13 protein-coding genes are annotated in these 21,457 nt (G+C 57.0%); 1 reads left to right on the forward strand and 12 read right to left on the reverse strand.

Translation table 11 applies throughout. The annotated features are described in order from the left end of the window. Positions 1-1,068 precede the first annotated feature (1,068 nt). From rnhB to IEX77_RS06380, 7 genes are all read right to left on the reverse strand, one after another. Positions 1,069-1,671 carry a ribonuclease HII gene (gene rnhB, locus IEX77_RS06350; RefSeq protein ID WP_188808203.1) on the reverse strand — a complete coding sequence of 201 codons (603 nt, stop codon included), beginning with the start codon at positions 1,669-1,671 and terminating at the stop codon, positions 1,069-1,071. A 25-nt stretch (positions 1,672-1,696) separates the two neighbouring features. Beyond that, complete coding sequence (locus IEX77_RS06355; RefSeq protein ID WP_188808204.1) at positions 1,697-2,917, reverse strand: aminotransferase class V-fold PLP-dependent enzyme; 1,221 nt, start codon at positions 2,915-2,917, stop codon at positions 1,697-1,699. A 149-nt stretch (positions 2,918-3,066) separates the two neighbouring features. Further along, positions 3,067-4,176: a DUF4876 domain-containing protein gene (locus IEX77_RS06360; protein WP_188808205.1), complete on the reverse strand. Its 1,110-nt coding sequence runs from the start codon at positions 4,174-4,176 to the stop codon at positions 3,067-3,069. 137 nt (positions 4,177-4,313) lie between these two features. Next, positions 4,314-5,417, reverse strand: a complete 1,104-nt coding sequence (locus tag IEX77_RS06365) for a DUF4876 domain-containing protein (RefSeq protein WP_188808206.1) — start codon at positions 5,415-5,417, stop codon at positions 4,314-4,316. Positions 5,418-5,448: 31 nt separating this feature from the next. Further along, positions 5,449-6,867: a hypothetical protein gene (locus IEX77_RS06370; RefSeq protein WP_229770818.1), complete on the reverse strand. Its 1,419-nt coding sequence runs from the start codon at positions 6,865-6,867 to the stop codon at positions 5,449-5,451. A gap of 15 nt (positions 6,868-6,882) precedes the next feature. Continuing rightward, positions 6,883-8,316: a hypothetical protein gene (locus IEX77_RS06375; protein ID WP_188808207.1), complete on the reverse strand. Its 1,434-nt coding sequence runs from the start codon at positions 8,314-8,316 to the stop codon at positions 6,883-6,885. Positions 8,317-8,327: 11 nt separating this feature from the next. Continuing rightward, entirely contained in the window at positions 8,328-10,718 is a 2,391-nt protein-coding gene (locus IEX77_RS06380) for a TonB-dependent receptor (RefSeq protein ID WP_188808328.1), read from the reverse strand. 1,150 nt (positions 10,719-11,868) lie between these two features. On the opposite strand from IEX77_RS06380, the gene mnmA reads away from it, so the two are divergent. Further along, positions 11,869-13,041 carry a tRNA 2-thiouridine(34) synthase MnmA gene (gene mnmA / locus IEX77_RS06385; RefSeq protein ID WP_229770820.1) on the forward strand — a complete coding sequence of 391 codons (1,173 nt, stop codon included), beginning with the start codon at positions 11,869-11,871 and terminating at the stop codon, positions 13,039-13,041. Between the two features lie 121 nt (positions 13,042-13,162). Here mnmA and IEX77_RS06390 read toward each other — a convergent pair whose 3' ends face one another. Genes IEX77_RS06390 through IEX77_RS06410 form a run of 5 tightly spaced genes read right to left on the reverse strand, consistent with a single transcriptional unit; the run spans position 13,163 to position 21,454 of the window. After that, positions 13,163-14,956, reverse strand: a complete 1,794-nt coding sequence (locus IEX77_RS06390; protein ID WP_188808208.1) for a hypothetical protein — start codon at positions 14,954-14,956, stop codon at positions 13,163-13,165. Further along, positions 14,953-17,976, reverse strand: coding sequence for a tetratricopeptide repeat protein (locus IEX77_RS06395; RefSeq protein WP_188808209.1), 3,024 nt, complete (start codon positions 17,974-17,976; stop codon positions 14,953-14,955). The genes IEX77_RS06390 and IEX77_RS06395 overlap by 4 nt, the downstream gene beginning before the upstream one ends. 54 nt (positions 17,977-18,030) lie before the next feature. Next, positions 18,031-18,945, reverse strand: coding sequence for a ribonuclease Z (locus IEX77_RS06400; protein ID WP_188808210.1), 915 nt, complete (start codon positions 18,943-18,945; stop codon positions 18,031-18,033). Between the two features lie 9 nt (positions 18,946-18,954). Continuing rightward, positions 18,955-20,265: an RIP metalloprotease RseP gene (rseP, locus tag IEX77_RS06405; protein WP_229770821.1), complete on the reverse strand. Its 1,311-nt coding sequence runs from the start codon at positions 20,263-20,265 to the stop codon at positions 18,955-18,957. 22 nt (positions 20,266-20,287) lie between these two features. Continuing rightward, on the reverse strand, positions 20,288-21,454 hold the full coding sequence (locus IEX77_RS06410) for a 1-deoxy-D-xylulose-5-phosphate reductoisomerase (protein WP_188808212.1): 1,167 nt from the start codon (positions 21,452-21,454) through the stop codon (positions 20,288-20,290). Positions 21,455-21,457 lie beyond the last annotated feature (3 nt).

Genomic DNA, 21,457 nt, shown 5'->3' on the forward strand with positions numbered 1-21,457 from the left:
TTTCTCGTTTGTTTTTATCAAGTATGTCAATGATCGCTAAGAGGGCCGCTGGTGTTAACCTTGTGACACCCCTTTTAAGTCAATCATAAGTAAGTCACCTTACTTATATCGTCTTCGCTAACGTCTGCCTTCCCTCACCTCAGCTACCCTCGCTCGGATCAGCTCTTCTTTGAGGCAGTTCGTTTCTCGTTTGCGGTTGCAAAGATAGAGCAAAAACTAAATACAAACCAAATCCTACCGCAAAATATTTCCCAACACCGCCCGTTGAGTTGCATTCATTTCCCCATAAGCAAGAGAGTTACAAGGGGAGAAAAAATTTTCAGATTCTTGGGGGAGAGGGGCGCTTTTCTGGGAGAAGAAGGAGGGAGTTGAGCGGGAAAGAGGTGTGCTTGGTGGGTGAATGGAGGGTAAAGATCGCTGGGGGCGGTTGTGTAGTGATATAGGGAGGCGATGCAAACCAGTAGTCATTTGCGGGTAAAGCAATAGTGGTTTGAATGCAAACAACTACTTATTCGAGTAGCAAACCAGTAGTGGTTCGCACCCCAAACCAATAGTCGTTTGACCCTAAACAACTATTGGAGTACAGCACACACTCTGTAAGTAGGCGTAAGAGGGCAATAAGGAGGCGGTGCATTTGCTGGGGATGAAAGGCGCGCGGGAAGGGAAAAGCTCCCGCATACTCCCCTACCCCACTCAATACATATAGAAGGGGGTGCCATCAACCTATATTGGTCAGCGGGCGAACCTATATAGGTCGGCGCTTCGACCAATATAGGTTGCTTTCGTGACCTATATAGCTTCGCCCGCCGACCAATATAGAATCACACCACCCTACTAAAGGTAGCCTTCCCGCTATCCCTCCAAAGAGAAAAAAGCAACCAGTACTGGTCACCACTCCAACCACTACTGGTTACTATCTGTGACCAGTACTACTTCGCAGTGTGACCAGTACTGCTCCGACCGCCGACCAGTACTGGTCGATTTCACTACCTATAAATAGTAGGCGCCCCGCTGCTGGCCAGATAAAGCCAAGCAGCGGGGCGCTATACATTATATATAAGGAGTGGATCAGACCAAGCGGAAGGTCATTCGGTGGATGGGCGACGGGCCTAAGTCAGCGATGGCACGGCGGTGCGCTGGCGTCGGGTAGCCCTTGTGCCCTGCGAAGCCATAGCCTGGGTAGCGGGCGTCTTCGGTGAGCATCAGCTCATCACGGTGCGTCTTCGCGAGGATTGAGGCGGCAGCGATGCTTGCAAACGTGGCATCCCCCTTGACGATACACTCGTGGGGGATGTCGTGGTAGGGCTTGAAGCGGTTGCCGTCAATAAGGAGTAGCTCGGGACGAAGCGGTAGGTCATCTATTGCACGGTGCATCGCAAGGAAGGAGGCCTGCAGAATGTTGATCTCATCAATCTCCTCGGGGGAAACAATCCCGACACCCCACGCCAAAGCCGCTTCCTCGATGATCGGGCGGAGCGTGTCGCGCTGATGCTCGGAGAGCTGCTTGGAGTCGAAGAGTAGTGGATGGTAGAAGGTCGGGGGCAAGATCACAGCCGCAGCGACGACAGGGCCGGCTAAGCACCCACGCCCCGCCTCATCACAGCCACACTCCAGACGGCCATCTTCTCCGAAGCTCACGCGCAGGGGTGCGTGTTCCTTCACTGACTTCATAGACCTACTCATCGTAAGCGGGGGCTTAGCTCAGCATAGGGACGACGCGGTGCAGGGCGTCGAAGAAGCGGTCCACCTCCTCACGGGTGTTGTACAGCCCGAAGGAAGCGCGTGCCACCGCCTGATGTCCGTAGGACGCCAAGAGCGGTTCGGCGCAGTGATGCCCCGTGCGGATCGCGATACCCATACGGTCGAGGAGCGTCCCGAGGTCAAAGGGATGGATCTCCCCGATGCCGAAGGAGAGAATACCATCCTTATTGGGTGCTTCGCCGAGGATGAAGCTATCGGGGAATTCACTCTTGAGGCGAGCCGTAGCATAGTGCAGGAGGTCTTCCTCATGCGCTGCGATGGCTTCGATGCCCAGCTCCTTCACGAAGTCGAGCGCACGAGCAAAGGCAGTAGAGCCTACGTAGTCGGGCGTACCGGCCTCGAACTTGAAAGGCAGGCTATTATATGTAGTCTTCTCGAAGGTCACTCGCTCGATCATCTCTCCCCCACCCATGTACGGCGGCATGCGATCCAGCACCTCGGGGCGGCCATAGAGCGCACCGATACCCGTCGGCCCGTAGATCTTGTGGGCGCTGAAGGCATAGAAGTCCGCCCCGATTGCCTCGACGTCGGCTTGCGTATGTGCGATAGCCTGCGCTCCGTCGATGAGGACGAGGGCACCTGCTTCGTGCGCCAAGCGCGTGATTTCAGCTACAGGATTGACCGTACCGAGGACGTTGCTGACGTGGGCGACGGCGACAAGGCGCGTACGCTCGCTGAGCAGAGAGCGGTAGGCATCCATATCGATCTCACCTGCGGGCGTCAAGGGGATGACACGCAGATGCGCCCCGCGACGCTCGCACATCATCTGCCAAGGCACGATATTCGAGTGGTGCTCCATCGTGCTGATAATGACCTCGTCGCCAGCGGAGACGAAGGCTTCGCCAGCGGAAGATGCGACGAGGTTGATGGCCTCCGTAGTGCCACGGGTGAAGATAAGACCTTCGGCTGAGGGTGCTCCGATGAAGTCAGCGACACGACGGCGCGCAGCTTCGTGGTGCTCGGTCGCGATCTGGCTGAGGTAGTGCACGCCACGATGGACGTTGGCATTGGCCGAATAATAGGCCTCCTCGATGGCCTGAATGACGCAGCGAGGCTTCTGAGTGGTCGCAGCATTGTCGAGGTAAACGAGGGGCTTACCATAGACCTCCGCTGCGAGTATAGGGAATTGGGCTCTTATATCTTCTACAGAATACATAATCTGATTCGTTTAAGAATTCACCTGCAAAAGTACGTAATAATTAGGGCGATGGCATAGAAAAGGCCTCGCCCCCACGGCTGCAAAGAGCACACGGAGGCGAGGTCGTAGAGAAAGTAGACGAGGAAGCCTATGCTTCGGAGGAGGGATTACTTCTCCGATGTCGTGGGCTTCTTCAAGCCAAGAGAGGCGGGCTGGACGGTGAAGTCACTGGTCGAATTGTTGTCGTCGACAAACTTCTTCCCGTCCCACTTTCGGATAAGTGCGAGGCCAGAGTACTTCTGCCAGTCGCTCTTCGGGAGGTTCTTCGCACTGACCTCCGTGACGGCATTGTAGCCCTTATCGAAGGTATTCTTATAGGGATTGATCTTGTAGCGTCGCTTGGGGCAGACGGTGATGCAGTCCAGCGCCTTGGAGAAGGGAATCTCGATAGCGTAGAAGTCGGCGAAGAGGCTGTTGGTGACATTGATATAGTGACGGTAGCCGAGGCGCTCCTTGGTATCCTGATAGTTCTCGCGGAAGTCCTCAGGCGTCCAGGGGAGCTGTATGAGGGCGATGCCGTTCTGCCCAGAGATCTGCTTGATACCGAAGTCCGAGTACTTCGCACCCTTCTTATCTACGCCCGTGAGGATGGGCACGAGGTCGGGGACATTGGGGTTGTTCATATGCTGGCGGTCGTAGTCACTGTGCGTCCACTCCCAGTCGGCTTTCGTCAGGTCGATGAGGGAGTCCACGCCCTTGTAGCGCTTGGGATCTTCGCGCTCTTCGCCATAATCATCGGCCTGCTTATTGAGACGAACGAAATATTCCTTGGCGTGGTCGATGGCATACTTAGCGATGACGACCGTCTGCCCTGGCTGGATCGGATGCTCCTTCCCACTGCCAGGGAAGTAAGAGATCGTCTCGACACCGATATACTTACGGCGAAAGTCCTCCTTCCCTGCGAAGGTACGCTCGTCCGAAGGGTCGAGGGCGGTGGTGCAGAGTGCGAGACCGTCGAGGTACTTGACCTCCGAGGTGGGGTTGAAGATCGTGATGTACTGGTCGTCTTCATACCACGACTTCACGGGAGGATATCCCCACTCTTCGGGGAAGCTCTTCGTGATGACGTGCCCGATGTAGAAGACCTCCTTGATGATGAGGTGATCGACGGAGGAGCGGGAGTTCGAGCGACGCTGGGGCGCTTCGTTGCGAGTACAGGCCATCAGCCCCGAGAGGAACACCAAGGCCAAGGCGAAGCGATATATATAAGTGCGCATAGCTGGATATAATGCTGTGAGGAGATTAGAGGAAGCCCATCCCCATGAACTTCAATAGTCATGGGGGCAAGGTCGTGAGAGGCTATAGATAAGGCTAATGAAGCCTTAATAGCAACTTACTTCTCTGAAGGAATCGGCTACTTAGATCCGAGCGAAGCAGGCTGTACAGCAAAGTCGCTGGTTGAGTTGTTATCGTCGACTAACTTCTTACCATCCCACTTGCGAATCAGAGCCATACCGGAGTACTTCTTCCAGTCGCTTGCTGGCGTCCTCTTATATGCCCCATCTGTGACTGCATTATAGCCCTTATCAAAGGTCGCTTTAGGCTCCTTGCTATAGGGGTTGAACTTGTATTCTTGCTTAGGGCAGATGGTGATGCAGTCTATAGCCTTGTCAAAGGGAATTTCTATGACGTGAATACGATTGCGGTGGTGGGTAATACGAGCATTGATCGTATGTCTATAGCCACGGCGTCCCTCGGCATCTGGGTAGTTCTGGCGGAAGTCTTCAGCAGTCCAAGGGAGCTGAATCAGAGCGATACCACTCGTCTCGGTAACCTCCTTAAATCCGAAATCTACGTCATCATCCTCTTCGGCATCATACCCCGTGAAGATGGGGACGAGGTCAGGTACATTCGGGTTGTTTTTATGCTCGTCATCGGCTTGGGCATTGGTCCATTCCCAATCCACCTTTGAGAGATTCAAGAACGCTTCGATTCCCTTGTACAGGTTGTGGTCAACAGGGGGTTCTCCATTATCGGCGAGCTCCTTATCGAGACGAGTGAAGAAGTCCTTGGCGTGGTCAATCGCATACTTAGCGATAACTACCGTTTGCCCGGGCTGGATAGGATGCTCCTTCCCACTGCCAGGGAAGTATGAGATAGTTCCCACTCCGAGGTACTCCCGTCTGAAGTCCTTGTTCCCTTCGAATTCAAGTAAAGTAGACGGGTCAAGTGCCGTGGAGCAGAGAGCAAGACCATCGAGATACTTGACCTCTGAGGTGGGATTATAAATCGTGATGTACGCATCATCAGCATACCAATTCTGCGTCGATGGCTGGGGATACTCTTTCGGGAAATCCTGAGTATAGGCATGCCCAATATAGAAGACCTCCTTGATAACCAAGTGGTCAAGAGTAGAGCGTGAATCGGAGCGACGCTGGGGGGCTTCGTTGCGAGCGCAGGACATCAATACCGAGAGGAACAGCATCGCAAAGGCGAAGCGATATATGTGTGTACGCATAATAGCTGAAGATTATTTAGTGAAGATATGATTAGAGGAACCAGTTGCCGAAGCCCGAGCCACCACCGACGCCGTGCGTCTGGACATTCTGCGAAGCCTCGAGAGCTTCCTCTGCTGTGAGGCCGATCTCACGGCCGAGATAATAGTAGTAGGGGTCATTGGGGTCAATGGCCGTGGGGTCGGTGTCGAAGCTGCTGCAGAAGACCTTGATAGGGATGTTGAAGCGCAGGACATCCTTCCACTGCGAGTCTGCGCCATAGTCCTTTGGCTCGTCGGGGTTGTACCAGTCTGAGCAGATGAACTTGCTGAGGAAGACGTAGGTGGAGTGGCGTGCGAGATAAGGGTCCTTCGGGATCAGCGCCTTCTTGCCCTTCGGGCACTTCATGACGCGCACCGAGAGGTAGAACTTCGGCAGGACGAACGAGGGGCGCGTATAGCGCCCACCCTTACCCGTCGTGGGGTCGGTACGGCGTGTGATCTCGAGCGGCCAGTCCTTGTGCTTGTCGTCATTCTCATCGGCATCGATATCGAAGTTGAAGTGTCCCTTCAGTCCTACGCGGTCTTGGTCGTAGGGAGCGACAGCCCAGTCGGCTTCCTTACGCGTGAGAGGAGGGAGGAGGCGCTGGTTGAAGAGCTCGCGCGCACCATCGCCCATCGCATCGTGGATCCACGTGTCGCGGTAGGTGTACTCGAAGATCTTCGGCGTGGCATCGGCACGCTCCTTCCACGTAGTCTTATTCGCGAAGAAGGGCGAAGGCACAGGCGTGTGGTCGATCGTACCACCAGGCTGCCAGGTATCGTACTCGTCGTACTTAGCATGCCAAGTGCCGCGCGTATCGGTCACCTCATAGGGCTGTCCCTTGTCATCGACATCGCTCACCGTGAAGAAGATCTGGTACTCGTCGGAGTGATCCAGGATATCATCATTCATCAGACGGCCATTCTTATCGAAGAAATAGAGGCAGAGGCCCCAGCGCTTGAGGCGCCCACCGATGATGCGGATGTAGTCGGGGCCCTGCTTCTTGTCGTACTGCTCGAGGTAGGTCACCGTGCTCTGACGCTGCACCTCGACGGTGGGCCAAGAGCCAGCGTTGTTGTGGATGATGACGAACTCCTCCTGCTTCCAAGGGGCATTGGGGTAGACGAAGTTCCCGTGCATCATACCGTCACCGTGGGAGTGGCCTTCCTTGAACATCACCAGACACGTCGCCCAGTCCTTGAACGCACCCTCGGGATCGGGGTTGGCAAGGGCTTCGGTGACCTTGATCTTCGTGATACTATCGACGTAGCGGTCGGCGCCACTGTGGGGGATGGTCTTCGTGTTGAGAGGGTTGTCGTCGTAGTTGGGATGGATATCCCCGAAGACGAACTTATCGCACGCACTGAACGAGAAGGCGATGAGGCCAAGGACAGTGGCGCGCTTGAGATGCTTACTGATAGAAGTATTCATAGTGAGGAGTGGGCATTACATGAGGACGACATTGCGACGATAGCGATAGAAGAAGGCTTCGGGGTCGGAGAGCATACGCCAGAGCTCTGAGCGCTGTACCGAGGGGTAGAAGCGGCGGACGTCCTCGTAGCACTTCGCTTCGCCGTCCTTCGTATCGGCGATGATGCGCACGGGCAGCGGGTAGTCAATGTCGAAGCTATCCCAGCCAGGCTGGATCTGGTTGAAGTCCCAGAGGTAGCCCCCATCGGGGTTCGCGGCATTGGTGTACTTCGCAGGCTTGGCGACATCTCCCGTACGCTGCTGACCCTTGGTGAGGATATTACACAGACGCACCTGCAGGAGGAAGGAGATCCCCGCCTGACGGAACTTTAAGATCCCCTTGAAGCCCAGTCGGTCGAGCGGCGCCCCTGCATCGAGGCTACGCTCCTGCTTCAGCAGACCCACCGTCTCGCCATAACGCTGACGGGGAGCCTCCGTCTCGGGGTCGATGAAGTCATCGTTATATGACTCGTCGAAGAGCTTACCCAGCTCCTCCTCGATGGGGTCGGTATCGCGGTAGGTATAGGTGAAGATCTCGGGGACGAGCTGATTGAGGCGCTGGTTGTCGATGCTGCGCACGAGGCGGTACATCGTACCATTGGAGGCACGGAAGGGCTGGAGGGCATCGGGGCGACCCGTCACCTCAATAGAGCGCCACGAGAGCTCGTTGTCAAAAGGCACGGCATTGCGCCCCAGCTCGAAGCCGTCGGGTACGTAGATATTCGATGCGGAGAACTTCGTCGCAGGCTCTGCCTTGCCCCCACGCTCCATAAAGGTATAGCGGTCGATGTAGTGCGGTACATCGGCCAGCGTGCGGGGGTAAGCGAGCTGGAGCGTCTTAGCCTCATCCTTCGAGCCCTTGCTGAGGGTGAAGTGCCCGACACCGAAGAAGTGCTGGTGCATCATCAGCGTGGAGTTGTCCTCGTCAGGCTCGCTGTAGCCGTCCTTCCCCTTGACATAGGGGAAGTTCGTGAACTGGTGATTGATGAGCATCCCGTTCTGATCGTAGTACTTCAGCTCGAGGCCGTAGACGATCTTGTCCGAGGCGACGACATCGAAGTGATCACGCTCCGTCGTCACGGTCATCTGCCCATTGTCGTCCTTGGCGATATCGATCTCCTGGACGATGGGGATGACGGTCTCTTCGCCTGCGATATGATAGGTGTTGTAGACATCGACCATCTCGTCGGCATTCGCGCCGACACCGATCTGACCCGCCTTATAGCCCATGCGCAGGATCGCATGCACGGCATAGATCTGGTCGTGACCCTTGACATCACGCTCGATCTCGGAGGGCGGAGCCTGGATGATCTTCTTGAAGAAGGCGTCTACACGCTCATTGGAGCAGCTCCCGAGGAGGCAAGCTACACCGAGAGCGGGGAGGAGGTAGTGAGATATGATGGATTTCATAGTCGCAGTCATTAGAACTTATAGAGCACACGCAGCGAGAAGTTCGCGCCACGGGCGTGAGCGTAGTAGCGGAAGCGGTCGGTATACTCCTTGTAGAGAGCGTTGAGGATATTATCCCCGACGAGCATCAGCCGTAGGGAGTGGTCGTGGGGAAGGCGCACGCCTACCTCAGCCGTACCATTGAGCAGGAAGTAAGGATCGGGCGAGTCGCTGACGAGGTCCTTATCAGGGTCGAAGCGACGCTGCTTCGTCACATAGATGCTGGAGAGCGAGACAGACGCGTGGTACTTCTTGTCCCGTGTGAGGTCGAAGTCATACGTCCCCGAGAGGCCGTAGCGGTCGGAGGGCATGAAGGGCAGCCAGTCCTGACGCGTGATATTGCGAGCGAACATCCATTCGCCCTTCCCTACGACAGCGAGCCCAGGCAGTGGGTGCACCGTAGCCTCGATATCGCCCCCATAGAGGTTGACGTCGTCTTGGTCGTAGATGAACTTCGGGTACTTCCCGCTGGGGTGGTTGTGGAAGCGGTCCTTCCCTGCACCGATATGGTCGTAGATATAGCTACTGATGCGCTGGTAGAAGGCGCTGGGCTCGATAGAGATCCAGCTATTGCGGTAGCGTGCCCCGATGACGGACTTATAGCCACGCTCGCTGGCGAGGTTACGATTCCCCTCGACCCAATAGGAGCCGTCTTGCAGCCCGATAGCGTAGAGCTCGTTGATATCGGGTGGGCGCCACGACCAGCCGATATTCGCACGCATATCCCAGTTTTGATTGATATCATAGTGAGCGGCGAGGCTTGTGGTGAAGTTGCTATACAGCTTGAAGTCGTCGTAGTAGGTATAGTTACTCAGGCTGGTGTAGCCACTGACCGACATCACGCGGAAGTCATAGCGCATACCGAGTGCCGCCTGGAGCTTGCCCAGCTCAGCCTTGTGGAGGAAGTAGCCCCCCATCGAGAGTGCGGCGAAGTTCGGCACGAAGGCAGGCTGCTTCGTCCCAGGGTAGTTGTAGTTCGTCTGGTAGGTATTCGACGTCCCGACGTCGGTAGTCATCCCCCAGCGATTCCACTTGGCGTGCCAGAGCACGTCCGCCTTGAAGGTCTTGAGGATGAGGTCCTGCATCGGGATCCAGCTCCAGTCGGCCTTCTTACGATTCTCGAACTCCTGTCGGAGGTTCTCTTGGAACGAGGCCGTGAAGTCAATTCGGTGGTTATCGCTCAGATTCCACTTCACCTCACCCTTGAGCGTGAAGTGCTGCGACTGCTGGAAGGGTGGCTTGATATCGTAGGAGAAGGGGCGGAAGGTCGATGAGTCAGGGCGCCCATATTCGAAGCGCTTGACGAGCTGATCGAGGTCGGAGATCTTGCTGGCGTAGTAGATACCGCTACGCTGGTAGTAGAGGCTGGAGTAGACGGTAGCCGTCACGCGTGAGGCGTGGTAGCCGAGCGCTCCCGAGAGGCTGATGGTATTGTAGCCCGTGTTGTTGAGGATATAGTCGGCGGTGCTGTAGTCGCCACCCTTGGTGTACATCCCGTGCAGGCGAAGCCCCCACTTGCGGTAGCCCGCTTCGAGGCTTGCCGAACCGCTGACACCTCGTGCATTGGTGTCGTAGCCGACGTTCGCCTTGCCGTGGACCTCGATCTTCTCCTTGCCAAAGGGTAGCGGCGCGTCATTCAGAAGGACGACGCCCCCCATAGCACCGAAGCCGTAGCGGATACACTCGGCACCCTTGACGACCTCTACCATGCTCGAGCCCGTATAGTCCAGCTCGGGAGCATGGTCGGCGCCCCAGCTCTGGCTCTCGAGGCGAACGCCATTATTCATCAGCAAGATACGGCTACTGTGCATCCCCTGGATCACGGGCTTAGCAATGGTGCTACCCGAGCTAATCGAGCTGACACCAGGGACGGTCTCCAGCAGCTTGGCAAGCGAAGTAGCACCCCCTCGCTCGATAGTCTTGCGGTCGATGGTCGCCGTCTGCTGGAGGTTAGAGGTATGACGCTTCTGCGCCGTGACCTCGACCTTCGAGATGACCTGCGCATCCTCCTGCATCTGCAGGGTGATGCTGCGTGAGGCGGGGACAGCGACCGTACGCGAGACGCGCTGATAGCCTACACAAGAGATCTCGACATGGATACTCGTGGGAGCGGAGCGGAAGCGCAGGGTGGCATGCCCCGCCTTGTCCGTCATCGTAGGACTCACCGCCGTAGCACAGCGGATGACCGCCCCGATAATGGGCTGGCGTGTGGCTTGGTCAAGGATGGTGATCGTGAGTTGCTCCCGCGCACTTTGCTCTGCGGGGGCGAGCTCCTCGGTAGTAGTAGCCCCGAGGGGATGGGGCGCGAGGGCAAGGGCTGAGGTGAGTACGAGACCGAAGAGGCCAAGACGTACCGAGCCCATAGAGTAGGGTTTACAGTTTGCTTTCCACATAGTCGTGGGGAGGGCGGAGTGGTGTGTGATCACTCCTATCTTAGGAGGGTTGGATAATAGGAAGGAGGTCGGTGAGGGCGAGCTCGTCAAGGTCGTGAGGCCGCTTCATGGTGCGGGCATGTGGCTCGCTCACCTATTGAGATGGTAGTCAGAGATATGGCTGTGGCTTACAGCTCTTATCAGGAGGTAGAGGTTTGATTCATTCGCTATCGGCTGAGTTAGAGATCGAATGTGTACTATCGGCATTGCAAAATTAATGTGTACTATCGGCACTGCAAAATTAGAGCAAACAGTGACCCATTATCCTACCATCTTGTAGGTATTTATTGCCCACCTCTACCTACCTATATGTACCCTTCTCAGGCAAAGTGCCGTATTTAATAACCCATATACGCCCCTTATTCCCCGCAAAATCGGGCATTATGACGCGTGAGGAAAAGAAGCGTAGCTACCCACAGAGCGACCGCTTCAATAGGCACTCTTGGCTTGATAGTATGTGGGGGCGTGACGCGAGCAATATAAGAGGAGACTATTGCCGCGAGTCCTGTCCTCTATTTCGAGTGCTAAGGCATCACACGCCCAGCTCCCCGATGTACCTCTCCGAAGTGATACGCAAGCCCTTCGTCTTATCGCAAGTATTCCTCTTATCCTGCGGAGGGAAAAGCATCGTTCTCGTGAAGAAAAAAGCGCCTTCACGTAGTGGTTTTTCTGCATCTATGTACGTAGTCTTAAAGACCAGGCACGCAAATCCAAATATCCACGTACGTAGATATTAGAGCCACGTACGTAGTCCAAACTTATCTGCCACTCGTCCACAACTTTTATCCCTACGTGGAGCAACAACCTAATATGGTGAGCCTTCCAAAGCAATAGTGGTATGAAGTGCAAACGAGTAGTGGATGACACGCCGTACCACTATTCATTCGATGTACAAACGAATAGTAGATTGAGCACGGAGCAATAGTCGGACGCGTGCAGAGCAGTAGTTGTTTGAAGGCCCGACTGCTTGAGCTTCCCCCTGCCCCTCCTGATGATATGCTCCCGATATGCCCCCTGGCTCTTGAGGAGGGCGCACGAGCTCCCCCGCCAAAGAGCACGGGAATTGCCGTACCTTTGTAGTATGCAGAAGCAAGATCTCATAGCGCCCCTACAGGAGCGCATCCGCCGAAGTGGGCTCACCGAGCCCCGCATCGCCGCCCTCGTCTCAGGGGGGGTCGATAGCTCCGTCGTCGTCCACCTCCTCACTGAGGCGGGCTACCGCCCTACCCTCTTCTACATCCAGATCGGGATGGAGGAGAAGGGCTTCACGGACTGCTCGTGGGAGGATGATCTGGAGATCGTGCGCCATCTGGCACACCGCTATGACTGCCCTCTCGAGGTCGTCTCGCTACATGACGAGTATTGGGCGAACGTCGTCCAGTACACCATCGACACCGTGCGCCGTGGTCTCACCCCCAACCCCGACATGATGTGCAATAAGCTCATCAAGTTCGGCTGCTTCGAGGAGAAGTGGGGCAAGGACTTCGACTTCATCGCTACGGGGCACTACGCCACAACGACCTTCATCGGTGATCAGCTCTATCTGGCTACGGCTCCCGACCCCGTGAAGGACCAGACGGACTTCCTTGCGCAGATCAACTTCCGTCAAGTCTCCAAGCTCCTCTTCCCCACCGGTCACCTCCTCAAGAGTGAGGTACGCCGTATCGCTGAAGAGGCGCATCTGCTGAGTGCTAACCGCAAGGACAGTCAGGGCATCTGCTTCCTCGGGAAGGTGAACTACAATGAGTTCATCGAGCGCGCCCTCGGACAGAAGGAAGGGCTCATCATCGAGCGTGAGACAGGGAAGATCCTCGGCAAGCACAAGGGCTACTGGTTCCACACCATCGGTCAGCGCAAGGGCCTCGGGCTGAGTGGCGGCCCCTGGTTCGTCGTGAAGAAGAACATCCGCCGCAATATCATCTTGGTCAGTCAGGGCTATGACCCCGCCGACCAGTACGGCGAGCACATCGGTATGGAGACCTGCGACTTCATCAGCCACGATCCTTGGCAGTACGCAGCCGAGGTACGTGGGCTGGATGCTCCCCTCTCCCGTGAGGAGTCGGTGGAGATTACCTTCAAGGTGCGCCATACTCCCGACTTCACACGCGGGCGACTCAGCTACGATCCCGCCTCGGGCTACCTCATCGAGAGCGAAGAGCCTATCCAAGGCATTGCCCCCGGGCAATATGCCGTGCTCTACGACACCGAGCACCGCATCTGCTTCGGTAGCGGTATGATCACTCGCGGCTTCTAAGCGCCTTTTACGGCGAAGCCCACACGAAAGAAAAGCGGTACGGCCACCTCGAGCACGATGCTCGAGGCGGCCGTACCGCTTTTAGCTTAGGCAAGACGCGGGGGAGATCCCCCGCATCCGCTTAGAAGGTGAACTGCAGACCGCCCTGCAGGAGCATAGGCTGCGACGTATAGCCGTACCAGCGCGTAGCCCCAGCGAGGATAGGTGCACGAAGCTCTGCCGTCAGGCTCAGGCGCTTCGTCAGCGAGTAGACGGCATCGGCATGGAGCAGATGGAGCTGACGCAGACGCGTGATCGAGCCATCGAGGTCGTAGCTCTTCAGTGCTGTGGCGAACTCATAGCCACCACGGACGCTGAGGTTGGGCACCATATTCAGCTCCACGAGAGCTGAAGCCGTGAAGGTAGGACGCGAGAGGATCGTAGCCGTCGTCGTATAGTGGGCATAGCCCCCACGGAGAGCTGCCGAGAAGAGACCGCGGTGGTTGTAGGCCAGCTGTACCCCGACGTTCTGCTCCTTATAGTCCACATAAGAGGGACGGAAGCGCACGGGCATGAAGTAGGCCGTCGAAGCCGCAGCACCCGAAGGCAGCGCCAGCGATGCGGGGAAGTAATCCACAGCACCCTTATGGTCGGCATAGCGGACGAAGGCTTCGAGCGAGAAGGCACTCGCGATCGTCGTAGAAGCCGTCAGCTTAGCATCGTAGACACGCTCATAGCGGCCAGCGAACGCCTCGGCATCGATGAAGGGCGACTCGAGGGGCTGAGCACGCAGGCTGTGACGCACCAGCTCGGCATCCGTCTCCAGTCTCAGACCAAAGGCCGAGCCCAGACGCAGGCGAGCATCGATCTTCGGGAAGAGGACGAAGTGGGCGTTGTAGTGGTCATTCCCCGTGAGGATACGCAGACCACCGAGCGCACGCCAAGAGAACTGATCATTAGCATCCTCTGCCAAGATATAGGGCGCACCCGTGAGGATCATACGCGAGCTGGCCGTACGGCTCTGTGGGAAGCCATAGAGGATAGGCTCCGTGCTGGTCAGACGACCCAGCGACCATGCGCCCAGCGCACCGACGCGTGCCATGCTGCTGATGCGGTAGGAAAGGTTCGCACGAAGCTCGGGGAGGAACTCCTTGAACTTATTGAGTACCACGCCTGGGGCTTCCTCGGCGACATTAGCTGCCGTGTAGTCGAAGCCAGCGGAGAAGTTATACAGCCAGTCTTCGGTGAAGTCCTCTTCGGTAGCGTAGCGAGCCGAGAGCGAGACCTCCGTGGCACGACGACGCAGATCGGGCACCGTAGCAGTCTGTGACACCCCACCACCAGCTGGAGGAGCGACGAGCGAGAGGCCGTAGTAGTTGTAACCGTGCTGACCGAAGTCCAGACCGAGTGACAGCGCAGCGTCCTCGAACTGATGACCGTAGTTCGCACCGAGGCGCCAAGCCTTCTCCCAGCCCTTGACTCTCTGACCAAGCTCGGTCTGGATGCTGGGATTAGCAAAGTTGTAGCGCCCGTAGACATCAAGGCGGTCGGTCTTCGTAGACAGGATGCTCAGGCCCGCACCTGCCTTGAAGCTGATGGGGATACCAGCAGAGGCGAAGGCATAGCCACGCTGCTTCGAGCGCTCAAAGCCCCCACGAGGTGCCGTCAGAGCACCTAAGGGGGAGACGCTGGGGCGCAGCGTGAAGGGGATGGGCGTATCCAGATAGGAGTGACGCACAGGGCTGAGGTTGGGAGCCGGCACCGTATAGGAGAGGTCACGGGGCTGACGTGTGGAGAGAGAGACCTCCTCCTCGGTCATCACAGTGAGCTCACGACGCAGGGTGTCGGCACGCTTCGTCTTAGCCTCCTGAGCAGAGAGTACAGAGCTCGAGAGGAGCGCGATAGCAGCTATAGGGATGATTGCAAGCTTCTTCATTTCTTATTCTGGTAGGAGGTGAGACGTTCGTTGATCATCTGAGCGATATCATCGTCAGTGCCCTTGTAGTTGTCACGCAGGCTCTCGAGATACTGCTGGGCGACATAGGTCTCACCCTGCTTGTGGTAGCAGTCGGCGAGGAGCAGGAAGGCACGTGCCAGCCAGTACTGCTGTGGCGTACCCTTGGCGATGAAGGCATCGAGCTGCTTCTTCGTCTCCTTCACCTTGCCGGCGTGGAAGAGAAGCGTGGAGTGGCGGATGTAGCCTTCAGCACCGTAGGCAGTATCGAAGTTCTTGAGCAGGGGCTCATAGGTCTTCATAGCCTTGCCGGTAGCACCCGTAGCCTCTTCGCTCTTACCCTGGATGAGGAGGAGCTCAGCCTGAGTAGCTGCGGGGAGGTCGCTACGCTTCAGGAGGCTCTCGGTCGTAGTGATCGAGCGCTTGTAGTCCTTCGCTTCGTAGGCTGCACGCGAGAGAGCAAGGCCGTAGCGCAGGTGCTGGGGAGCTTCCAGACCTTCGATAGCGTAGAGGCTGGACCAAGCATCGAGAGCCTCACGCTTCTTACCGCCATCGTTGTAGATCTTCGTCAGAGCTTCGAGGGCGGGGATACGCAGGTCGAGGGAGCGTGCGGGAGCAGAGAGCTTCTTGTAGAGCGCCTCAGCTTCGTCGCTGCGGCCCTGCTGGGCGTAGTGACCAGCCAAGAGAAGCTCAGCACGACCGGCCTCACGGCTGGCGGGGTAGGAGCGGACGAAGGACTCGAGGTCTGCGATAGAAGCATTCTTATCCTTCTTGTAGCGGCTCTCAAGAGAGAGGTACTGCAGGTGTGCCTTCTCGCTCTCTGAGGGCGTCAGCTGCTTGCCAAGAGTAGAGGCATAGGCCGTGTACTCATCGACGCGGTCCAGACTGACGTAGATATTCTTGAGGTCAGAGAGTGCGGAGCGAGCTTCTTCACTCTCAGGGTAGCGGGCGATGAGGTCCTTGTAGGCCTTGATAGCCTCTTCGGTACGCCCATTATTGTAGGCCAGCATAGCACGCTCCATAGCACCGAGTCGCGCATACTGCGTATCGGGATAGTCCTTGACGAGCTGGTTGAAGACAGCGGTCGCCTCTTCGGGACGTGCCTTGCTCAGCACCAGCGCACGGCCCTTGTCATAGAGGACCTCAGGCAAATGCGTGGACTCGGGGTGCGTCTTGATGATGCGGTCGAGCGTCTCGATCTGCTTCTGATACTGCCCCCAGCGACCATAGATCGTAGCGATACGATAGAGAGCTTCGTCATTCCCTGTGGGCATACCTTCGTCGGCACGACGGTAGAGAGCCAGAGCCTCTGCGCTCTTCTTCTGGATGAGCTGGCAGTCCCCCATGCGGGAGAGTGCATCGGCACGACGCAGAGCATCATCGCCAGAGCTTGACTGCGTGAAGGCTTCGAAGGAGCGGTAAGCCGTGGCGTACTGCTTCTGATTGTAGCGAGCGTAGCCCTGGATATAATGCGCCAGCGCAGGAGCTGCACCCGTAGCGATACTCTTCGATGCAGCAGACTCAGCAGCAGCATACTCGCCACGCTCCAGAGCACTCGAGGCAGCGAGGAGATGCGCCTGTGCAGTGTACTCGTTCTTTGTGCCGAGTGTGACAGCACGATTCAGATAGTCATTAGCACGGGCATAGTCGCGAGAAGCCAAAGCACCTTCACCGAGACGAAGTAGGACGTACTGTTTGGCTTCGCTCAGCTCAGCACTCTTGACCTGCAGACGATCCAGCGTAGCGAGCGACTCAGCATAGTCCTTATTCGTCAGGAAGATACTCTTCATGAGCTGGAGGATCTGAGGGCGGTAGCTGGAGTTGGGGAACTCGGTGACGAAGGTCTCAGCCATGCGGACGGTCTGACCGAAGTTTGAGCGCTGCGTCTCGTCCTGCAGGAGGATCCCATTGTACAGCGCATACTCACGTACTCGCTCGGTAGCCCCAGGGTGCTGGCCTGCACGGCTGAATGCCAAAGCAGCTTCGCTCGTGCGCTGGAGCTTGAGGCGAGCATTACCAAGGAGGAAGAGCCCCTGTGCACCGATAGCAGAGCTGCTCTCAGAGGCAGCACTCAGCGGACGAAGCGCTTCTTCGTAGCGTCCCTTAGCGTAGAGGGAAGTACCGAGGGCGTAGCTTTCCTCTGCCGTGGGCTTATAGTCCTCAAGCTCCTGTAGGGGCTGGAGAGTGCGGATAGCCTGATCATAATTGCCATCAGCATAGTAGGACTGCCCGATGACTGACTGGAAGGAAGCACGCGAAGCCATCTCGGGATAGCGACGCTGGAGGTCACTGGCACGACGCTGAGCCGTCTTAGCATCCTCCGTAGCGAAGGAGAGCAGAGCCAGCTGATAGGCGGCCTCGGGAGCGAGGTCGCTGGAGTAATCATTGCGTGAGAAGATCGCACGAGCCTCCTGAATATCCCCGCGTGCCCAAGCCACAGAGCCGAGGTAGATGAGAGCCTGCTCCCCGATGATAGAGGAGTCTTCGCTCGCAGAGAGGAGGAGGCGCTGAGCTTCATCCAGGTCAGCTGCACTTCTCTGGTCGGCCAGGATCGTATATGCAAGAGCTAAGTCGTACTGAGCAGCCTCGCGAGGAGAGAGTGCCGAGCGCTTGACCTGCTCGAGCTGTGTACGTGCAAGAGGGAGGAGCCCCTGATCTACATATACCAGAGCGAGCAAGAGCTCTGCTGAGGGGCGATCAAGGGAGCCTGGATGCTCCTTGAGGAAGCGTGTGAGGACAGCATCGGGAGACGTCTCCTCGGTCATCAGACGAGCTACCGCCTCACGATAGGGCTGGTGCTCGGTAAGTAATGGTAAAGCACGCAGGCGGGGCAAGTCGTGCCGGAAGCCTACATAATTGCGGCTCACAAAGTCCTGCTGCAGCTGAGTCAGGATAGTCCGATCAGGACGCACCTCCAGGACCTGGCTTGCAAGCGGGCTTAGAGCAAGAGAAGCACACCCCAGAGAGAGGATGAGTCGCTTGATCGTCTTCTTCGTAGTCATATAATTTGTATTAATTGGGGCTCCCAGAGATAATAAGGCTGGGAGAGATGTATATCAAAGTTCGAGGATCATCCCTTCGTCCGCTGCCACGGTCTCGGGGAAGATGGCCTGAGCCTCCTCTAAGAGAGGCTGAGTATCTATATAGCGGGCCGAATAGTGGCCGATGACAAGGCGCTCGACACCCGCAGCCTGTGCGATACGCGCAGCCTGCTCAGCCGTACTATGCGCCGTCTCCTTAGCTCGCGCCAAGCGGTCGCTGAGGAACGTCGCCTCGTGATAAAGAAGGCTCACATCCCGAAGAAGTGGCCCCAGCGAGGGCAGATAAGCCGTATCCGAGCAGTAGGCATAGCTCCGTGGAGTCTTACCCTGACGCGTCAGTCGCTCACAGGGGATAACCTTCCCCTCGTCGGTGGTGAAGTCCGCTCCCTCACGTAGCGCTGTATAATAAGAACGAGGAACGCCGTAGAAATCACACGAAGCGCGATCAATATGACGCTCAGTGACCTTCTCTCGGAAGAGGTAGCCCGTGCAGGGCGTGCGGTGCTCCAGCGGGAGCGTCGTCACCGTCACCGACCGATCCTCGTAGCAAACACTACTCGTGCGGTCATCCACGACATGCACCTCGATGTCATAGCCTAGATAGGAGCGACTCTCCTCTATGAAGGGGGCTAAGAACTTATCGATCCCACGAGGACCATATACGGGGAGTACCCTACGACGACCGAGCATCCCCATCGTAGAGAGGAGCCCGTAGAGCCCGTAGCAGTGGTCACCATGCAGATGAGAGATGAAGACGCCGACGATACGCCCGAAGTCCAGACGCTGTCGGCGTAGCTGACGCTGCGCCCCCTCCCCGCAGTCCACGACGAAGAGCTTATCACGAAGCTCCACGACCTGGGCCGTCGGGTAGTGCTGCATCGTCGGAAGAGCCGAGCCACAGCCTAAGATATGGACGCGGAAGTCCCCCATACGCTCTACTTACTTGCCGAAGAAAGCTCGGTAGATATCATTGCCGTTCGCATAGACCATCAGCAGGACGAGTAGCACGAGACCAATAGTCTGGATCGTGGTCATCGCCTTATCGCTAAGAGGCTTGCGACGGATCATCTCGATGATGATGAAGAGGATATGCCCCCCATCAAGTGCAGGGATAGGCAGGATATTCATCACCGCAAGGATGATAGAGAGGAAGGCCGTGATAGACCAGAAGCTCTGCCAGTCGAAGGTCGTGGGGAAGAGCTTACCCATCGTACCGAGGCCACCCATCTGCTTAGCCCCCTCCTTAGTGAACATATATTTCAGCCCACGGACATAGCCCGAGATCGTCTGACCTGCGCGGTCGATGCCTGCGGGGATAGCCGTGAAGACATTGTAGTGGACGTGCTCGATAGGATAGAGCTCTTCGATACCCTTGAGGACGACACCGATATGCCCTGCCGTGTCCACAGGGAGCATAGTCTGCAGAGCTGTACCTGAGCGCTCAACGGTAAGCACGACATCCTTACCCTTCTTCTTATCCAGCGCCGTGATAACCTCCGTGACATCGGTGCAGGTGATGGAATCGACTGCTACGACACGGTCTCCAGAGACCAGATGCCCCTGCGCACGGCTACCTTCGGAGACAGCATCCACGACGAAGGGCATACGCAGAGAGCCAAAGCCCTCTTCAGCACGGAGGAGGCGCTGCATCATATCTTCGGGCAGGCGAATCGTCTCCACGGCACCGCCACGACGCACCACGACTTCGTGAGCATTGATGAGCGATGACATGAAGCGGGAGTCAAGTACATTGGGAGACTGCTTGCCGTCAACGCTGAGGATCACATCCCCGTCGACGAAGCCAACCTCCTCAGCGGGCGTGGAGAAATTCATCCCCGCAGAGACCTGATCGCTATGAAGGACCTTCGTCCCCCAAGCGAGGGTGATGCCAGTATATATGATGAAGGCGAGGATGACATTGAAGATCACCCCACCGGCCATGATCATCAGGCGTGCGAAAGGCTTCTTGCTACGGAACTCATCGGGCTTAGGCTCACTGGCCATCGCCTCGGTATCCAGCGATTCATCGATCATACCAGCGATCTGGCAGTAGCCACCGAGAGGGAGCCAGCCAAGGCCGTAGACCGTACCGCTACGCTTGCTCTTCCACTTGAAGATAGAGAACCAGGGGTTAAAGAAGAGATAGAACTTCTCTACACGCGCTCCGAAGAAACGGGCCATCGAGTAATGCCCCAGCTCGTGGATGAAGACGAGGATAGAGAGTGAGAAGAGAAGCTGAAATATACGCATAGCTATATCCATTGAATTACTATTATCTGATATGATTGAGGCGCTCACGAGACTCTGCACGCACTGCGGCATCGAGCTCTGAGAGCAGCTGGAGGTCGTAGCTCCGCTCGGGGCGGTGCGCCTCCAGGGCCTGGGCGATGAGCGTGCTCATAGCACGGAAGCCCAGCTTGCCAGCGAGGAAGGCTTCTACAGCGATCTCATTGGCGGCATTGAGCACACATGGAGCGGTACCACCAAGCTCCAGCGCTCGATAGGCCAGCGCGAGGTTGGGGAAGAGCTCCATATTGGGGCGCTCAAAGGTAAAGGTCTGCTCGAGGAAGTTGAGGCGAGGATAGTCATTGCTCACACGCTCCGTAAGGCCGAGCGCATAGCTAATGGGCAGGCGCATATCGGGCTGACCCAGCTGAGCCTTGATCGAGCCATCGGCGAACTCCACCATCGAGTGGATGATGCTCTGCGGATGTACAAGCACCTCGATCGATTCGGCAGGCGTATCGAAGAGCCATCGGGCCTCGATCATCTCCAGCCCCTTATTCATCAGCGAGGCGGAGTCAATGGTGACCTTAGCCCCCATACTCCAGTTGGGGTGACGCAGAGCAGCCTCGACCGTCACGGCCTCAAGCTCCTCTACTCGCTTATAGCTACGGAAGGGTCCTCCCGATGCCGTAAGCAGGATGCGCTCCAGCGTATTGCCTTCCTCCCCGACGAGGCACTGATAGATAGCCGAGTGCTCAGAGTCGACAGGCAGGATACGCGCTCCATGACGCGTAGCGAGCGATATGATGAGCTCGCCTGCTACGACGAGCGTCTCCTTATTCGATAGAGCGATAGTCTTCCCAGCTGTGATAGCTGCAAGTGTGGGTACTAAGCCAGAGAAGCCGACCATCGCCGTGAGGACGATATCTACATCAGGTCGGACGACCGCCTCAGCGATAGCTTCACTCCCCGTCATAACCTCGATAGAGGTATGCGATAGGGCTTGTCGGACTTCGGGATAATAGGCTTCGTCGGAGATCACGACCACAGCAGGACTGAACTCTAAGGCCTGAGTGATCAAGAGCTCCGTCGAGCGGCGGGCCACCAGCACCGTCACCTCGAAGGCTTCACGATGGCTGCGGACGACCTCCAGGGCCTGCGTCCCGATAGAGCCCGTAGAGCCGAGGATGGCGATCCTTTTCTTCTGTATCATTAC

This window comes from Porphyromonas pasteri, assembly GCF_014647755.1.
Lineage (GTDB): Bacteria > Bacteroidota > Bacteroidia > Bacteroidales > Porphyromonadaceae > Porphyromonas > Porphyromonas pasteri.

What these genes read in the sequence shown, in the direction of transcription:
- IEX77_RS06365 (WP_188808206.1), bottom strand. Translation starts at nt 5,417, where the DNA reads ATGCGTACACACATATATCGCTTCGCCTTTGCGATGCTGTTCCTCTCG.
- IEX77_RS06360 (WP_188808205.1), bottom strand. Translation starts at nt 4,176, where the DNA reads ATGCGCACTTATATATATCGCTTCGCCTTGGCCTTGGTGTTCCTCTCG.
- IEX77_RS06380 (WP_188808328.1), bottom strand. Translation starts at nt 10,718, where the DNA reads ATGGGCTCGGTACGTCTTGGCCTCTTCGGTCTCGTACTCACCTCAGCC.
- mnmA (WP_229770820.1), top strand. Translation starts at nt 11,869, where the DNA reads ATGCAGAAGCAAGATCTCATAGCGCCCCTACAGGAGCGCATCCGCCGA.
- IEX77_RS06400 (WP_188808210.1), bottom strand. Translation starts at nt 18,945, where the DNA reads ATGGGGGACTTCCGCGTCCATATCTTAGGCTGTGGCTCGGCTCTTCCG.
- IEX77_RS06355 (WP_188808204.1), bottom strand. Translation starts at nt 2,917, where the DNA reads ATGTATTCTGTAGAAGATATAAGAGCCCAATTCCCTATACTCGCAGCG.
- IEX77_RS06375 (WP_188808207.1), bottom strand. Translation starts at nt 8,316, where the DNA reads ATGAAATCCATCATATCTCACTACCTCCTCCCCGCTCTCGGTGTAGCT.
- IEX77_RS06410 (WP_188808212.1), bottom strand. Translation starts at nt 21,454, where the DNA reads ATGATACAGAAGAAAAGGATCGCCATCCTCGGCTCTACGGGCTCTATC.
- IEX77_RS06370 (WP_229770818.1), bottom strand. Translation starts at nt 6,867, where the DNA reads ATGAATACTTCTATCAGTAAGCATCTCAAGCGCGCCACTGTCCTTGGC.
- rseP (WP_229770821.1), bottom strand. Translation starts at nt 20,265, where the DNA reads ATGCGTATATTTCAGCTTCTCTTCTCACTCTCTATCCTCGTCTTCATC.
- rnhB (WP_188808203.1), bottom strand. Translation starts at nt 1,671, where the DNA reads ATGAAGTCAGTGAAGGAACACGCACCCCTGCGCGTGAGCTTCGGAGAA.
- IEX77_RS06395 (WP_188808209.1), bottom strand. Translation starts at nt 17,976, where the DNA reads ATGACTACGAAGAAGACGATCAAGCGACTCATCCTCTCTCTGGGGTGT.
- IEX77_RS06390 (WP_188808208.1), bottom strand. Translation starts at nt 14,956, where the DNA reads ATGAAGAAGCTTGCAATCATCCCTATAGCTGCTATCGCGCTCCTCTCG.